Raw genomic sequence first — 14,519 nt, forward strand, 5'->3', positions numbered from 1 at the left:
AAATAAAGTAAGAAACCTAAACATTTTACCGCGTTTTAAGTTAACTTAAATGAGTTTTTAACGAAATAAGTTAGCAAGCCAGCAATGGCGAGCTTAACCATAGGTTAAGTGAATAAGGGCGCACGGTGGATGCCTAGGCACTAGGAGCCGATGAAGGACGGGACTAACACCGATATGCTCCGGGGAGCTGTAAGTAAGCTTTGATCCGGAGATTTCCGAATGGGGCAACCCAATATCTTTGATAGGATATTACGTTACACTGAATACATAGGTGTATCGAGGAACACGCAGGGAACTGAAACATCTCATTACCTGCAGGAAGAGAAAGAAAATTCGATTCCCTTAGTAGCGGCGAGCGAAACGGGAAAAGCCCAAACCAAAGAGCTTGCTCTTTGGGGTTGTAGGACTGGGACATGAGACTGCAATGGATAGCAGAAGCCAACTGGAAAGTTGCGCAACATAGGGTAATAGCCCCGTATGCGAAATCCAAATCAGCTCTACCAGTATCCTGAGTACGGCGGAACACGAGAAATTCCGTCGGAATCCGGGAGGACCATCTCCCAAGGCTAAATACTCCCTAGTGACCGATAGTGAACCAGTACCGTGAGGGAAAGGTGAAAAGCACCCCGGAAGGGGAGTGAAACAGTACCTGAAACCGTGTGCCTACAAGTAGTCAAAGCCCGTTAATGGGTGATGGCGTACCTTTTGTAGAATGGACCGGCGAGTTACGATTTCATGCGAGGTTAAGTTGAAAAGACGGAGCCGCAGCGAAAGCGAGTCTGAATAGGGCGAATAAGTATGAGGTCGTAGACCCGAAACCAAGTGACCTACCCATGTCCAGGTTGAAGGTGCGGTAATACGCACTGGAGGACCGAACCCACGCACGTTGAAAAGTGCGGGGATGAGGTGTGGGTAGCGGAGAAATTCCAATCGAACTTGGAGATAGCTGGTTCTCTCCGAAATAGCTTTAGGGCTAGCCTCGGATATGCGAATCATGGAGGTAGAGCACTGTTTGGACTAGGGGCCCTTCTCGGGTTACCGAATTCAGATAAACTCCGAATGCCATTGATTTAGATCCGGGAGTCAGACTGCGAGTGATAAGATCCGTAGTCAAAAGGGAAACAGCCCAGACCACCAGCTAAGGTCCCAAAGTATCTGTTAAGTGGAAAAGGATGTGGGGTTGCACAGACAACTAGGATGTTGGCTCAGAAGCAGCCATCATTTAAAGAGTGCGTAATAGCTCACTAGTCGAGTGACCCTGCGCCGAAAATTTACCGGGGCTAAACAGATCACCGAAGCTGTGGATGGAACCTTCGGGTTCCGTGGTAGGAGAGCGTTCTAAGGGCATCGAAGCCAGATCGTGAGGACTGGTGGAGCGCTTAGAAGTGAGAATGCCGGTATGAGTAGCGCAAGACGGGTGAGAATCCCGTCCACCGAATAACTAAGGTTTCCTGGGGAAGGCTCGTCCTCCCAGGGTTAGTCGGGACCTAAGCTGAGGCCGATAGGCGTAGGCGATGGACAACAGGTTGATATTCCTGTACCAGTTGCTTTTGTTTGAGCGATGGAGGGACGCAGGAGGCTAAGGAATGCACACGATCGGAAATGTGTGTCCAAGCAACAAGTCTGAGAACGAGTGAAATGCTTTTTCTCTCAAGGACAAGTTGTGATGGGGAGCGAAATTTAGTAGCGAAGTTCCTGATGTCACACTGCCAAGAAAAGCTTCTAGTGAGAAAGTAACTGCCCGTACCGCAAACCGACACAGGTAGTTGAGGAGAGAATCCTAAGGTGTGCGAGAGAACTCTCGTTAAGGAACTCGGCAAAATGACCCCGTAACTTCGGGAGAAGGGGTGCTGACCGCAAGGTCAGCCGCAGTGAATAGGCCCAAGCGACTGTTTATCAAAAACACAGGTCTCTGCAAAATCGAAAGATGACGTATAGGGGCTGACGCCTGCCCGGTGCTGGAAGGTTAAGAGGAGAGGTTAGCGCAAGCGAAGCTTTGAATTGAAGCCCCAGTAAACGGCGGCCGTAACTATAACGGTCCTAAGGTAGCGAAATTCCTTGTCGGGTAAGTTCCGACCCGCACGAAAGGCGTAACGATTTGGGCACTGTCTCAACGAGAGACTCGGTGAAATTATAGTACCAGTGAAGATGCTGGTTACCCGCGACAGGACGGAAAGACCCCATGGAGCTTTACTGCAGTTTGATATTGCGTGTTTGTATCACATGTACAGGATAGGTAGGAGCCAATGATACCGGGACGCCAGTCTCGGAGGAGGCAACGGTGGGATACTACCCTTGTGATATGACCACTCTAACCCGCTGCTCTTAGCGAGCAGGGAGACAGTGTCAGACGGGCAGTTTGACTGGGGCGGTCGCCTCCAAAAATGTAACGGAGGCGCCCAAAGGTTCCCTCAGAATGGTTGGAAATCATTCGTAGAGTGTAAAGGCAGAAGGGAGCTTGACTGCGAGACCTACAAGTCGAGCAGGGACGAAAGTCGGGCTTAGTGATCCGGTGGTTCCGCATGGAAGGGCCATCGCTCAACGGATAAAAGCTACCCTGGGGATAACAGGCTTATCTCCCCCAAGAGTTCACATCGACGGGGAGGTTTGGCACCTCGATGTCGGCTCATCGCATCCTGGGGCTGTAGTCGGTCCCAAGGGTTGGGCTGTTCGCCCATTAAAGCGGTACGCGAGCTGGGTTCAGAACGTCGTGAGACAGTTCGGTCCCTATCCGTCGCGGGCGTTGGAAATTTGAGAGGAGCTGTCCTTAGTACGAGAGGACCGGGATGGACACACCGCTGGTGTACCAGTTGTTCTGCCAAGAGCATCGCTGGGTAGCTATGTGTGGACGGGATAAACGCTGAAAGCATCTAAGCGTGAAGCCCCCCTCAAGATGAGATTTCCCATCACTTTAAGTGAGTAAGACCCCTGAGAGATGATCAGGTAGATAGGTTGGGAGTGGAAGTACAGCGATGTATGGAGCGGACCAATACTAATCGGTCGAGGACTTAACCAATTTTTAAAAAGAAGAAAACTCAAGCGGTGTTTTCGGGTTCCCTTTAATTTTGTAGATTCAGTTTTGAGAGAACAACGTTCTCTTGAAAAATGTGCGGTGACGATGGCAAGAAGGTCACACCTGTTCCCATCTCGAACACAGAAGTTAAGCTTCTTAGCGCCGATTGTAGTGAAGGGTTTCCCTTTGTGAGAGTAGGACGTTGCCGCGCTTTTTGTTTTTCCGCAATAGCTCAGTTGGTAGTAGCGCATGACTGTTAATCATGATGTCGTAGGTTCGAGTCCTACTTGCGGAGTTTTTCGGTTTAGTCTCATGCATTTGATATGAATAAGATTTTATCGGAACTTGGAGAGTTGTCCGAGCGGCCGAAGGAGCACGATTGGAAATCGTGTAGGCGGGTTAAACTGTCTCAAGGGTTCGAATCCCTTACTCTCCGTATTCCCAGTATAATAAATATCTTGGTCCGTTGGTCAAGCGGTTAAGACACCGCCCTTTCACGGCGGTAACACGGGTTCGATTCCCGTACGGATCATTTATTACCAGCATTATGGAGGTTTAGCTCAGCTGGGAGAGCGTCTGCCTTACAAGCAGAATGTCGGCGGTTCGATCCCGTCAACCTCCATTGGTTCCGTGGTGTAGGGGTCAACATGCCTGCCTGTCACGCAGGAGATCGCGGGTTCAAATCCCGTCGGAGCCGTTTTTTAAATTTTATTTTGGTCTGATAGCTCAGTTGGTAGAGCACTTGATTGAAGCTCAAGGTGTCGGCGGTTCGAATCCGTCTCGGACCATTTTTTATATGTTGGAGGGATAGCGAAGTGGCTAAACGCGGCGGACTGTAAATCCGCTCTTTCGGGTTCGGCAGTTCGAATCTGCCTCCCTCCATTTTTTTTGGATTAAATTTCAAATTTGTTCCATAGGGGTATAGTTTAAAGGTAGAACTACGGTCTCCAAAACCGTCAGTGTGGGTTCAAGTCCTACTACCCCTGTTTTTTAAATTAATATCATGGCGATCGTGGCGAAGTGGTTAACGCACCGGTTTGTGGATCCGGCACTCGTGGGTTCAATTCCCATCGGTCGCCCTCTTTATTGGGCTATCGCCAAGCGGTAAGGCAACAGACTTTGACTCTGTCATTCGTTGGTTCGAATCCAGCTAGCCCAGTTTTTTTCAAATAGCAACATCTCGGCGGTATAGCCAAGTGGTAAGGCACAGGTCTGCAAAACCTCTATCACCGGTTCAAATCCGGTTACCGCCTTTCCGATAGGTGATCTATCGTAATTAATTTATTATCATGCCGGCGTGGCGGAATTGGCAGACGCGCTGGACTCAAAATCCAGTGCCCGCAAGGGCGTGCCGGTTCGACCCCGGCCGCCGGTATCAGACAAATAAACCTGTAACGATGATTTCATCGTTGCAGGCTTATTTTTTTTGCATAGCGAATCGTAGTTTGGGTTATAATATAACCAGTGAATTTACATGCGAAAGTGGGTAGGGTGATGGATATCGTTGTCAGAAAATATAGCGAAAATGATTTGGGGGAAATGACCAAAATTTGGAATCATGTCGTCATGGAAGGTCAGTATTTTCCACAAGAAAACGGCTTATCATTGGAGGAAGCGGCAGCCTTTTTCGCGGAACAGTCTTTTACCGGCGTGGCGGAAGAAGATGGCGCGATAGTTGGTTTGTATATTCTTCATCCCAACAATATAGGACGTTGCGGTCACATTGCGAATGCCTCTTACGCTGTTAAAGCTGATCAAAGAGGGAAGCGCATTGGCGAAAATCTTGTGGTGCATTCGTTGGAGATGGCTAAAGCGGCTGGATTCCGTATCATGCAGTTCAATGCTGTAGTCGCCAACAATAAGGGTGCGATCAGCCTTTATAAAAAGCTGGGCTTCAAAGAGTTGGGGACCATTCCGGGTGGCTTTAAAATGGATGACGACACTTTTATGGACATCATTCCGTTTTATTTGGAATTGACCTGAGTGGAAATCGCGCAAGTGGATATGGAATACCCAGACAGACTTCTGTTGGCGCTACTCTTTTCCATTTGTTGTATACTGTATTCGAGAGAAAGGGTGATAGCATATGAATATCTCTGAAGCTGCAAAAATTTCCGGGCTCACAGCTGCAACACTGCGTTATTATGAAAGTGAGGGCCTGATCCCGCCAGTTACCCGCAAAAATGGCGGTGTACGGGATTACCAAAAGGACGATCTTGGTTGGATTGATTTTATTAAATGCATGCGCAGTGCCGGGATGTCGGTCGAGTCGCTGATTGAATATACGACCTTGTTCAGAAATGGGGAGCAGTCCGATGAAGCGCGCAAAAATATTTTGATCAGGGAAAGAGATCAACTGATTGCCAAACAGAAGGAAATCAGTGAAACGATCGAGAGGCTGAACGGAAAAATCAAAAGCTTCGAAGGCACGCTGCGGGATTCTGAAGAGACCCTGGCCCATTGAGGTGATTTTTGTTCCGACTGAAGATCCGGTAACCGAACAGAATGATTTTCGATAAAACAAAAACCATCCAAGCGGACAGTTAAACGTCCGCTTGGATGGTTTTCTCATTATGCCAACAAAATCAGCCTAGGCCAATGTGTCCAAGATGTCTTTTACAATCAATTCAGGCGTCAGATGGAACTGCTCATAAAGCGTTTCGAGCGGAACATTGTCGGTAAATTCTTTTTTCGCGCCGAAATTCAAAACTTTGACAGCAGAAGCACCATAGAAAGAAGCAATCTGCTCACCGAAGCCACCAGCCAATGAACCGTCCTCGAGCGTGACGACCAAGTCATGGGTGGCTTCCAGTTCCTTCAGCGTATCTGCATCGACCTCGGTGATGGAGCGCGGATTGATCACGGTGATGTCCTCACCGGTTGCAGCCTTCATTTGCTCAGCGACTCGTTCGCCGAGAGAAAGGAAAGAACTGAGCGCCAAGACTGCAACTTTTTTGCCTTTGCGGATTATTTCATAAGTTGGCGATTGGAAGTCAGCCAGTGTATTTTCTCTGGAGACGACCGGTCCGTTCGGCAATCGGATGGCAATCGGCCCTTTTTCCTGTTGCAGCGCCCAATCCAGCATCGCAAGCAGTTCTTCCTTGCTTGTCGGCGCAAGATAGTTGAAATTAGGGATGCTCTTGATCAATGGAATGTCGAACAGTCCGTTATGCGTCACCGCCCCGCTTGAGATCTTCCCGCCGCTGATGATCAGTACGGCCGGCAATTCATTGATGGCCAGATCGTGCGACAACTGGTCATAGGCTCGCTGCAGGAAGGTGCTCGAGTGGAAAACGACCGGTTTGACGCCTTGGGAAGCCAGTCCTGCGGCGAATGTGATCGAGTGGCCTTCGGCGATGCCGACATCGAAATAATGCTCCGGATGCGCGGCTTGGAAGGCTTTCAGGCCGAACATTCCCGGGATGGCCGCATTGATGGCAGCCAGTTTCATTTCATCCTCATCGACCTTTTTGATCAGATGATCCATGATGATGGAATTGTAGGATTCCCCGCTAGCCGATCCTAGGCTTTCGCCTGTTTCCAGGTTGAAAGGTGAACGCCAATGGTAGTTCGTTTTTTCCTGAGTGGCTTTTTCGTAGCCGTGGCCTTTTTCGGTGTGGACATGGAGCACGATCGGATGATCGATGTCTTTGATAGACTGGAAGGTTTCGATCAATTTTGCCAAATCATTTCCTTCCTCGAGGTAGCGGTAATCAAAGCCCAGTGCTCTGAACGGATTGTTGGCTGCTTCCCCATTTGTCGCGCGCAGCTCGGCCAACGAACGGTAGAGGCCGCCGAAATTCTCATCGATTGACATTTCATTGTCGTTGACGATGATAATAAGATTGGCCCCCAATTCTGCCGCGTTGTTCAGGCCTTCGAAGGCGAGCCCACCGCTCAGGGAACCGTCACCGATCAAGGCAACGACATTTCCCGTTTCCTTCTTCAGGTCCCGCGCTTTTGCCATGCCGACAGCGAGACTGATGGACGTGGAAGTATGCCCCACAGTGAAGAAGTCATGTTCGCTTTCATGCTGGGAAGTGTAGCCTGTGACGGAATCGAAGTTCTCTTTGTCGACGAAGCCGTGTTTGCGGCCTGTCAGAATTTTGTGAGGGTAGGACTGATGGGAAACATCCCAGACAATCTTGTCCTTTGGCGAATCGAAAACATGATGAAAAGCGATCGTCAATTCGGCGACACCCAAGTTGGGTCCGACATGGCCGCTGACCTGGCTGACTTTGTTCAGGACCAAGGTGCGGATTTCTCCAGCCAATTGTTCCATCTCAACGAGGTTCAGTGTCTTAACGTCTGCGGGACTGTTCACTTTGTCTATGATTGTTGTCTGTAGTGTATTCAAATCAAAATCGCTCCTTTTGGTTGTGTGTGCAGTTCTCAAGAATGTTCCTGCTCGTAGTGTTCTATTTTCTTGTTCAGTATTTCCAGTGTTTTTCCTAGTTCGTTGTAACGTTCTTCCATTTTTTTCTGTTCTTCTATCAGGATTTCCTTCCTGGCAACGACGGTTTCCGTTCCCTTGTCGAATAGGGCTGTGTATTCGATCAAGGATTCGATCGACAGACCGGCATTGCGCATGCATTTGATGAAATTGATCCACCCGAGATCGGATTCTTGATATAACCGGACGCTGCCGTTTCCTCTTGTAACCGGCGGGATCAAGCCGATCCGTTCGTAATAACGCAAGGTCACCGCGGTCAGCCCTGATTTTTCTGCTGCTTCTGAAATATTCATTTTTTTCACCTCTGCTTGGCATAATTTGTTTTATAGGCAAAGCTTACAACTTAAAGTTAAGGTTAAGTCAAGCAAAATTTTCAAATGGATAAAATTTCCTGTTTCCTGTTGACTTAAAGTCAAGGTTAAGTGGTAGAGTTGAGTCAGTTGAACGAATGAAAAAAAGGGGGCAATTATGATGAGTTTCAAAAAGGATTTTCTTTGGGGCGGTGCGACTGCCGCAAATCAGTGTGAAGGAGCTTTCGATGCAGACGGGAAAGGGCCGTCCGTTGCGGATGCGATGCCGGGCGGGAAGCAGCGTTTCGCCATCTTGAATTCGCAGGAATTCGACTGGACGATCGACAAGGAAAAATATGGTTATCCGAACCATGTCGGAATCGATCACTACCATCGTTTCAAGGAAGATATAGCCTTATTCGCTGAAATGGGCTTCAAAGCCTACCGCTTTTCAATCGCTTGGAGCCGAATTTTCCCGTTAGGCGATGAGGAGACACCGAATGAAAAAGGCTTGGAATTCTACGGAGAACTGATCGATGAGTGCTTGAAATTCGGGATCGAACCAGTCATTACTCTATCCCACTACGAAATGCCGCTTTATTTGGCGAAGGAATACGGTGGCTGGAAAAACCGCAAGATTGTTGGCTTCTTCGAACGTTACGCTAAAGTCGTTCTGGAACGGTTTGCATCAAAAGTTAAATATTGGATGACATTCAATGAAATCAATTCGGCTTTGGAATTTCCGACATTGTCGCAAGGGCTGATCCCGAGCACGGGTTCGGATGACTTCACGAATCGTTTTCAGGCTTGGCACCATCAATTCGTCGCAAGCGCTCTTGTTGTGAAAATCGGCCATGAGCTGCGCGAAGACATCCAAATCGGCTGCATGCAGATCTATGCGCCATTCTATCCATTGAATGCGCATCCGCAAAACCAATTTTCTTCGCAATTCAAAGAGAGGGCTTTCGACTATTTCACAAGCGATGTGCAAGTAAGGGGGGCTTATCCGACTTACACGAACCGTCTGCTGCAGGAATATGTTGCCAAAGCGCCGGTCATGGAGGAAGGCGATCTGGACCTGATCAAAAATTATACGGTTGATTACATCGGCTTCAGTTACTACATGAGTATGGCGACTGATGAAGTCGGAGAGCAGGTCGAAAGTGATGCGGCCTCAGGCAACCTGATGAACGGCGTCAGAAATCCGTTCCTGAAGGCGAGCGAATGGGGCTGGCAGATCGATCCGATGGGCTTGCGCGTTTCCATGAAGGATCTTTGGGATCGTTATCAAGTGCCGTTGTTCATCGTCGAAAACGGTCTTGGTGCAAAGGACGTCAAAGAAGCGGACGGTTCCGTAAAGGATGATTACCGCATCGATTATCTGAAGGAACACATCAAGGCGATGCATGAAGCCGTGCTGGATGGGGTGGACCTGATCGGCTACACACCTTGGGGCTGCATCGACCTTGTGTCCGCATCCACCGGCGAGATGAGCAAGCGCTACGGATTCATCTATGTCGACCTGGATGACGAAGGAAATGGTACTTTGGAACGCTCAATGAAAAAATCCTTCGACTGGTACAAAGAAGTGATTGACACAAACGGGGAAAACATATTGGCGGATTAAGTTTGGAAAACTGATCCGACTCTATGCGCGTGACGCAATCTGGGCCTCAGCTCCGGTGAGGGGGCGCTCCCCGGAGTACGAAGGTAATTTTCGGCCGCAACTCCGGCGAAGGTCTCCTCATCGGAGATGGCAACTCAGAATATTAGCTGAACTCCGGCGAAGCCGCTGTCCACCGGAGCTGGCGCAACAGCAGCGTCAGCCGTGCTGCACGCACCCAGAAAAGAAAAAAAAGAAAACACGCACAGCCTATACCGGTGTGCGTGTTTTGGCATTCATAGAGTTTTTAAGCGGTTTGGGTTTCCAGAGCTGCAGATTCTTCCTCGACCTCAAAGTCTTCCTTCCGCAACTGTTTCCGTTTGATCGCGTAGAAAAGGATGATCAGCAGATTGAAGACAATCAGGATCGCGGACAAGATGAACAGATCTGTGGAGATGCTGCCGCCGAGTCCGAACAGCTGACGATAGGCATCGATTGAATAAGTCATCGGCAGATAAGGATGGATCGCCTCAAAGAATGGATTCGATAATTGGATCGGGTAAGTGCCGCCGGATCCGGATAGCTGCAGAATGAGGAAAATCAGCATCAGGAAGGAGCCGACTTTATCAAAAAGCAGATTGAAGAACATGACGATCGACACCGAGACGACTGCGGTCAGAATGGACAGCAAGAGCAATTTTCCGATCGAGGACGGCTCCAAACCATTCACGGTCAAAAGAAGACTTACCATGATGAGGGATTGGCAGATGCCGACAGCGGAAAGGACTGAGATTTTGCTGGCCCACCAGCTGCGGCCATTTTTCGGATAATTCCGAGGAGTGAAGATGTCGTACATTAAGTTCAGACTGATGGCGCCGACGAAGAGCGCAACGGACATCATGTAGGGTGCCATCGCGGTGCCATTGTTGGCGACCGGAGCCGTTTCGATCTGGTTCGTGATGACCGGTTCAGCCATCATGGCATAGGTGCTTTCCGTGGCATCGACTTCATTCAGAGCAGCGCTGCCATCCGACAGTTTGGCGCCAAGTTCATTCGTGCCGCTGAGCAAACTGATCAGGCCGGCATTCAGCTGGCTTGATCCATCCGCCAATTGACCGGATCCGTCACTGATTTTTTCAGCGCCGGCAGCAAGTTGACTGGTACCATCGGTCAGCAGATTGCCTTTTTCGACAAGCTGCGTGGTTCCGTTGGCGAGTGCTTCTGTTCCGTCCTTGAGTTTTGCCGCGCCTGCTGCCAGTGGACCGGTCTTCTCATTCAGAGTCTGTAAGCCGTCACTCACTTGGATATTGCCTTCGGTCAGGCCCTTTCCACCTTGAGCCAATTGTTCGGAACCGTTGCTGAGTTGGGACAGGCCGTCAGCAAGTTGTTGGGAGCCGCTTTGAGCGCTTCCGATGGCAGCCTGGAGCGATTTGCCACCGGTAAGCAGGGCTTGGGTGGTTGCACCAATCTGGCCGTATCCGGAAACGAGGGTTGTCGCGCCGCCGTAAACAGTGGCATAGCCTGCCGACAGACCGCTGATGCTGTTTTGGAGTGCGGTCACTTGTTGCGTGATCGCGGAAGCATCAATACCGTTCAAACTGGAAAGTGCAGAGAGATCATTTGTGATCGTCTGTATGGAACTGGATTGTTCATTTGCAATGATCGCCATTTGCGCTGATACAGCTTGGTTGACAGCCGCTTCCTGCTCGGCTGTCAATTCGGTGCCGGTTTGGGTGATTGCAGCCATGATGGCAGTTGTGTTGCTGGCGGGATCCGCGGCAGCGATGATGGTGTTCAATTCTGATTGGGACGACGAAAGGGTGGTGCTGAGACCGTTCAGCTGGGACAATACGGCAGTCAAGTCCGCTGACAGGGCGGATTGCTGAAGCTGGCTGTCGAGTGTTTCGATGCCGGTTTTTATTTGGTCGAGTCCGCCCTGCAGCGCAGCAAGTTTGGCTTGTTGTTCAGCACTCGTGAGATTCGAGTTCAGTGCGGTCAAGCCGTCGGTCAAGGTGGCGCTGCCAGCTGCCAATTGGTTCATGCCGTTGTTCAAATTGTTCATGCCTGTCGATAATGTGAGGCTGTTTGTGGCCAAGCTGGAAAGACCGTTGCTCAGTGATGTGCTGCCGGCAGCCGCAGCAGCCGCGCCGGCATTCAGTCGGCTGACGCCGGCTTCCAGATCCGGCATTGCGGCAGTCAAGGTACCCACGCCTTCGTTCAATGCCAAGGCGCCCGCATCCAGTTGGCCGACACCATCGAGATAGGTCTGTAGGCCGACAACCAATGTATCGACACCATCCCTGAAAGTTAGGGAACTGTCCGCAAGCACATGGAGATTTTCGCTCAAGCTTTCATTGCCTTGCTTAATCTGGGTGGTGCCGTCACTGAGCTGTGCGCTACCATCCGCTGCCGTTTGCATGCCGTCTGCGACCGTCTGAAGCTTATCAAAGATGGTCTCCGCGTAGATGGCCGTCACCTCATCGGAGATGGTATCCTTGATTTCTTTGGCGGCAGAAGCCGTCAGTTTTGAAGCGATATAGCTTCTGCCTGCACTAGTCCGGTAAGTCAATTCCATCGGCTTAGGCGTTGTATCCAACAAGGTGGTTGCATTTTCCGAGAAGTTCTCAGGGATGGTCAGAGCCATGTAATAGGTGCCATCAGCCAGTCCGGTTTCGGCTTCTTGCTCAGACACGAAATGAAAGTCCATACTGTCGGACTCTTCTAAGCCGGCGACAAGCGAGTCACCGATACCCAAAGTTTCCTCATTATAGGAAACGGCCTTGTCCTGATTCACGACAGCGACCGGCAGTTCGGCCAGTTTACCGTAGGGATCCCACATGGAGCTGAGGAAGAGCACGGTGTAAAGGGAAGGGATCAGGCTGATCCCGAACAGGATGATTAATATTTTTTTCGATTTGAAAACAGACTTCCATTCTTGCTTCAACAAGGTAGTGCACTTCCTTTATTTAAATTTCTGTAGACAGGACGATGGATTCCCAATCTACGTTTTCGACCCTGTCTGAGCCTTCGACCAAGAGCGAATCGAGTGTGTATTTCTGTAAGCGGGCTTTGAATTGCTGCTCTGCATCAAAGAAAACCTCGAGTACTTCCTTTTTTTTGTACTTGATTTTTTCCGCGCGTAAAAAAACTTTTTCGGCCAGATTGGATGGCCGGACAAAGCTGTGCGTTCCTTCGATCGCTTCATAGATATGCAGCATCGTTATTTCTTCTGGAGTCAGGTTTAATTTGAATCCGCCGTCCTTGCCGGCTTCGGAATCGACCAGTCCTGAAACGACTAGGGAGCGCATCACCTTCTTCAGATAGGAATCGGAGACGGACAAACGCTTGCTCAGGATGGCGCTCTTGATCGGGCGCTGATCGATTTGGGTCGCCAGCATGATCAGGATGCAGATGGCTTGTTCCACGCCGCTTTTCATTTTCATCATTTCCACCTTCTTTCATAGATATATTTTATCCATGGATGTATTTTATCTCTTAATGTCCGATTGTTCAAGTGAAGCTTTTCGTTTTGAGGCAAAAAAAATAGCCGAGCAAGCCAAGAAGGCGGTTTGCTCGGTCTTTTCTATAAGTATCAGAATATTTCAATTTTGCGTTTAGTTGGAGGAGTAGGCTCTTTTTTAGGAAGCACCAAGTTCAAGACGCCCTCCGTCAAAGTAGCTGTAATATCTTCGTCGTTGATGCCTTTCAAATAAATTTCCCTGTGTACGGAACCCGAAGAACGTTCTTGGCGGATGATTTGCCCTTTATCGTCTTTTTCGACTTTTTCCGATTTGCGGACGGCTGAAATGGAGAGAATGTCGTTGTCATAATCCACAGTGATATCCTCTTTGGCGTAGCCCGGCAGATCGGCTGTCACTTGATAGTTGTCCTCGGTTTCATGTACGTCCAATTTTATTTCCTGGAAAAAACGATTTTGGAACATCGATCCGGTGTCCGACAGCAGGTCGAAGAAACTGTTGCTTTTGCGTAACTCATTTGACATTTGAAAAATCTCCTTTCTTTTAATTGAAGCTTTTGTTCACCCTCAGTATAAACCTACGTGCATCGGAATTCCACTGAAATGATTCCGGTTCCAAACAGCGGAAATGAAGCAAAAGCTGATTCCAAACGGGTTCTATGGTAAACTGTTAAAGGAGTTTTGAGACAGTGAACGCCTCACACCGCGTGAACGGGAGAGGCCGAGAAAGGGTAGTATTTATGAAAAAAATTGAAGCGGGCAGTCTTTATCTGAAACAGCATCGGAATCTTTTCCAGTGTCCTATCTGCAAAGGGAAATTTGAGACGGTGGAGGGGCATAGCCTCGTCTGCGCAAATGGACATCATTTTGATGTATCAAAAAAGGGAACACTGCATCTGTTGATGAAGGGCGGCCAGAATGAATACGGCAAAGAGATGCTGTCGAGCCGGAAAAATTTGGCGGACACCGGCTTTTTCCATCCGTTGCTGGATGCCGTCTATGCCCATATCGACAAGCCGGAGACGGCGGCGGTTCTGGATGTCGGTTGCGGGGAAGGATCGCATCTGCATTATTTGACCGAAAAAGGCTTGAAGGGGACAAAAATTGGCTTTGATATTTCGAAGGATGCGATCCAGTTGGCGGCCAGCAACTTTTTCCCGGATGCCTTCTGGTGCGTGGCCGATCTGGCGCATTCACCTTTTGCAGAAAGTGCCTTTGATGTCATCTTGAACATCTTCTCACCATCGCAGTACCAGGAATTCGACCGTGTTTTGAAACCAGACGGTAAGGTCATCAAAGTTGTGCCGAATGCACAGTATTTGATCGAGTTGCGAGAGCAGTTGTATGCCTTGGATACGACAAAAAGAGAGTACGACAATCAACAAGTGGTTGACCGATTCTACGATATTTATCCGGATGCTGTCAGTGAAGAAGTCATCTATACCGTGGATCTTGATGCTAAAAGCTATGGCTGGTTGATGGAGATGACGCCACTATCATGGGGCGCATCTGAAGAATCACTAGCAAATGCATCGGCAAATCCGTTGAATTCTGTCACTGTGGCAGTCACACTTTTGGTCGCCAGCAAAGCTGTCTGATTTTGGCGTAACCCGAACATAGCCCAAGTTTCCGAAAAATATTGACACAGCGGTGTGATATGCTATAATACGTATATCATTTTG

General features: G+C 49.2%; 9 protein-coding genes, 12 tRNA genes and 2 rRNA genes. 18 read left to right on the forward strand and 5 right to left on the reverse strand.

What is annotated here, in order from left to right; all coding sequences use genetic code 11:
* The first annotated feature begins 102 nt into the window (after nt 1-102).
* The 16 genes from ACKPBX_RS11940 (at nt 103) to ACKPBX_RS12015 (ending at nt 5,477) form a co-directional block, all read left to right on the forward strand.
* Nucleotides 103-3,016 (forward strand): 23S ribosomal RNA (locus ACKPBX_RS11940).
* 92 nt (nt 3,017-3,108) lie between these two features.
* Nucleotides 3,109-3,224: ribosomal RNA gene (rrf, locus tag ACKPBX_RS11945) — 5S ribosomal RNA — on the forward strand.
* Between the two features lie 10 nt (nt 3,225-3,234).
* Nucleotides 3,235-3,308, forward strand: a tRNA-Asn gene (locus ACKPBX_RS11950).
* Nucleotides 3,309-3,360: 52 nt separating this feature from the next.
* Nucleotides 3,361-3,449 (forward strand) — tRNA-Ser (locus ACKPBX_RS11955).
* 24 nt (nt 3,450-3,473) lie between these two features.
* A tRNA-Glu gene (locus tag ACKPBX_RS11960) sits at nt 3,474-3,545 on the forward strand.
* 17 nt (nt 3,546-3,562) lie between these two features.
* Nucleotides 3,563-3,635 (forward strand) — tRNA-Val (locus ACKPBX_RS11965).
* Nucleotides 3,636-3,637: 2 nt separating this feature from the next.
* Nucleotides 3,638-3,710, forward strand: a tRNA-Asp gene (locus tag ACKPBX_RS11970).
* An 18-nt stretch (nt 3,711-3,728) separates the two neighbouring features.
* A tRNA-Phe gene (locus ACKPBX_RS11975) sits at nt 3,729-3,801 on the forward strand.
* A gap of 13 nt (nt 3,802-3,814) precedes the next feature.
* Nucleotides 3,815-3,895 (forward strand) — tRNA-Tyr (locus ACKPBX_RS11980).
* 33 nt (nt 3,896-3,928) lie between these two features.
* A tRNA-Trp gene (locus tag ACKPBX_RS11985) sits at nt 3,929-3,999 on the forward strand.
* A gap of 20 nt (nt 4,000-4,019) precedes the next feature.
* Nucleotides 4,020-4,092: transfer RNA gene (locus ACKPBX_RS11990), tRNA-His, on the forward strand.
* A gap of 8 nt (nt 4,093-4,100) precedes the next feature.
* Nucleotides 4,101-4,172, forward strand: a tRNA-Gln gene (locus tag ACKPBX_RS11995).
* Nucleotides 4,173-4,195: 23 nt separating this feature from the next.
* Nucleotides 4,196-4,266, forward strand: a tRNA-Cys gene (locus ACKPBX_RS12000).
* A 38-nt stretch (nt 4,267-4,304) separates the two neighbouring features.
* Nucleotides 4,305-4,388, forward strand: a tRNA-Leu gene (locus tag ACKPBX_RS12005).
* Between the two features lie 119 nt (nt 4,389-4,507).
* Nucleotides 4,508-4,996 carry a GNAT family N-acetyltransferase gene (locus ACKPBX_RS12010; RefSeq protein ID WP_319995526.1) on the forward strand — a complete coding sequence of 163 codons (489 nt, stop codon included), beginning with the start codon at nt 4,508-4,510 and terminating at the stop codon, nt 4,994-4,996.
* Between the two features lie 103 nt (nt 4,997-5,099).
* On the forward strand, nt 5,100-5,477 hold the full coding sequence (locus ACKPBX_RS12015; protein ID WP_119093215.1) for a MerR family transcriptional regulator: 378 nt from the start codon (nt 5,100-5,102) through the stop codon (nt 5,475-5,477).
* Between the two features lie 126 nt (nt 5,478-5,603).
* Here ACKPBX_RS12015 and ACKPBX_RS12020 read toward each other — a convergent pair whose 3' ends face one another.
* Nucleotides 5,604-7,295: a 1-deoxy-D-xylulose-5-phosphate synthase gene (locus tag ACKPBX_RS12020; protein WP_319996437.1), complete on the reverse strand. Its 1,692-nt coding sequence runs from the start codon at nt 7,293-7,295 to the stop codon at nt 5,604-5,606.
* 110 nt (nt 7,296-7,405) lie between these two features.
* A complete protein-coding gene (locus tag ACKPBX_RS12025) occupies nt 7,406-7,759 on the reverse strand; it encodes a MerR family transcriptional regulator (RefSeq protein ID WP_319995527.1) in 354 nt (117 codons plus the stop codon).
* A 175-nt stretch (nt 7,760-7,934) separates the two neighbouring features.
* On the opposite strand from ACKPBX_RS12025, the gene ACKPBX_RS12030 reads away from it, so the two are divergent.
* Nucleotides 7,935-9,383, forward strand: coding sequence for a glycoside hydrolase family 1 protein (locus ACKPBX_RS12030; RefSeq protein ID WP_319995528.1), 1,449 nt, complete (start codon nt 7,935-7,937; stop codon nt 9,381-9,383).
* Nucleotides 9,384-9,666: 283 nt separating this feature from the next.
* On the opposite strand, the gene ACKPBX_RS12035 is transcribed toward ACKPBX_RS12030, so the two are convergent.
* From ACKPBX_RS12035 to ACKPBX_RS12045, 3 genes are all read right to left on the reverse strand, one after another.
* Nucleotides 9,667-12,306 (reverse strand): YhgE/Pip family protein, encoded by a 2,640-nt coding sequence (locus tag ACKPBX_RS12035; protein ID WP_319995529.1) that lies wholly within the window; start codon nt 12,304-12,306, stop codon nt 9,667-9,669.
* A gap of 19 nt (nt 12,307-12,325) precedes the next feature.
* The gene (locus tag ACKPBX_RS12040) at nt 12,326-12,805 is read right to left on the reverse strand and encodes an RrF2 family transcriptional regulator (protein WP_319995530.1); all 480 of its coding nucleotides are present in this window, start codon (nt 12,803-12,805) and stop codon (nt 12,326-12,328) included.
* Between the two features lie 146 nt (nt 12,806-12,951).
* A complete protein-coding gene (locus tag ACKPBX_RS12045; RefSeq protein ID WP_086628416.1) occupies nt 12,952-13,362 on the reverse strand; it encodes an Hsp20/alpha crystallin family protein in 411 nt (136 codons plus the stop codon).
* A 215-nt stretch (nt 13,363-13,577) separates the two neighbouring features.
* Between ACKPBX_RS12045 and ACKPBX_RS12050 the strand changes: the two genes are divergently transcribed.
* Complete coding sequence (locus ACKPBX_RS12050; protein ID WP_068559860.1) at nt 13,578-14,435, forward strand: methyltransferase domain-containing protein; 858 nt, start codon at nt 13,578-13,580, stop codon at nt 14,433-14,435.
* Nucleotides 14,436-14,519: the final 84 nt, after the last annotated feature.

This window comes from Trichococcus shcherbakoviae (assembly GCF_963666195.1).
Classification (GTDB): Bacteria; Bacillota; Bacilli; order Lactobacillales; family Aerococcaceae; genus Trichococcus; species Trichococcus shcherbakoviae.

What these genes read in the sequence shown, in the direction of transcription:
- ACKPBX_RS12050 (WP_068559860.1), top strand. Translation starts at nt 13,578, where the DNA reads ATGAAAAAAATTGAAGCGGGCAGTCTTTATCTGAAACAGCATCGGAAT.
- ACKPBX_RS12025 (WP_319995527.1), bottom strand. Translation starts at nt 7,759, where the DNA reads ATGAATATTTCAGAAGCAGCAGAAAAATCAGGGCTGACCGCGGTGACC.
- ACKPBX_RS12010 (WP_319995526.1), top strand. Translation starts at nt 4,508, where the DNA reads ATGGATATCGTTGTCAGAAAATATAGCGAAAATGATTTGGGGGAAATG.
- ACKPBX_RS12040 (WP_319995530.1), bottom strand. Translation starts at nt 12,805, where the DNA reads ATGATGAAAATGAAAAGCGGCGTGGAACAAGCCATCTGCATCCTGATC.
- ACKPBX_RS12015 (WP_119093215.1), top strand. Translation starts at nt 5,100, where the DNA reads ATGAATATCTCTGAAGCTGCAAAAATTTCCGGGCTCACAGCTGCAACA.
- ACKPBX_RS12030 (WP_319995528.1), top strand. Translation starts at nt 7,935, where the DNA reads ATGATGAGTTTCAAAAAGGATTTTCTTTGGGGCGGTGCGACTGCCGCA.
- ACKPBX_RS12045 (WP_086628416.1), bottom strand. Translation starts at nt 13,362, where the DNA reads ATGTCAAATGAGTTACGCAAAAGCAACAGTTTCTTCGACCTGCTGTCG.
- ACKPBX_RS12020 (WP_319996437.1), bottom strand. Translation starts at nt 7,295, where the DNA reads ATGGAACAATTGGCTGGAGAAATCCGCACCTTGGTCCTGAACAAAGTC.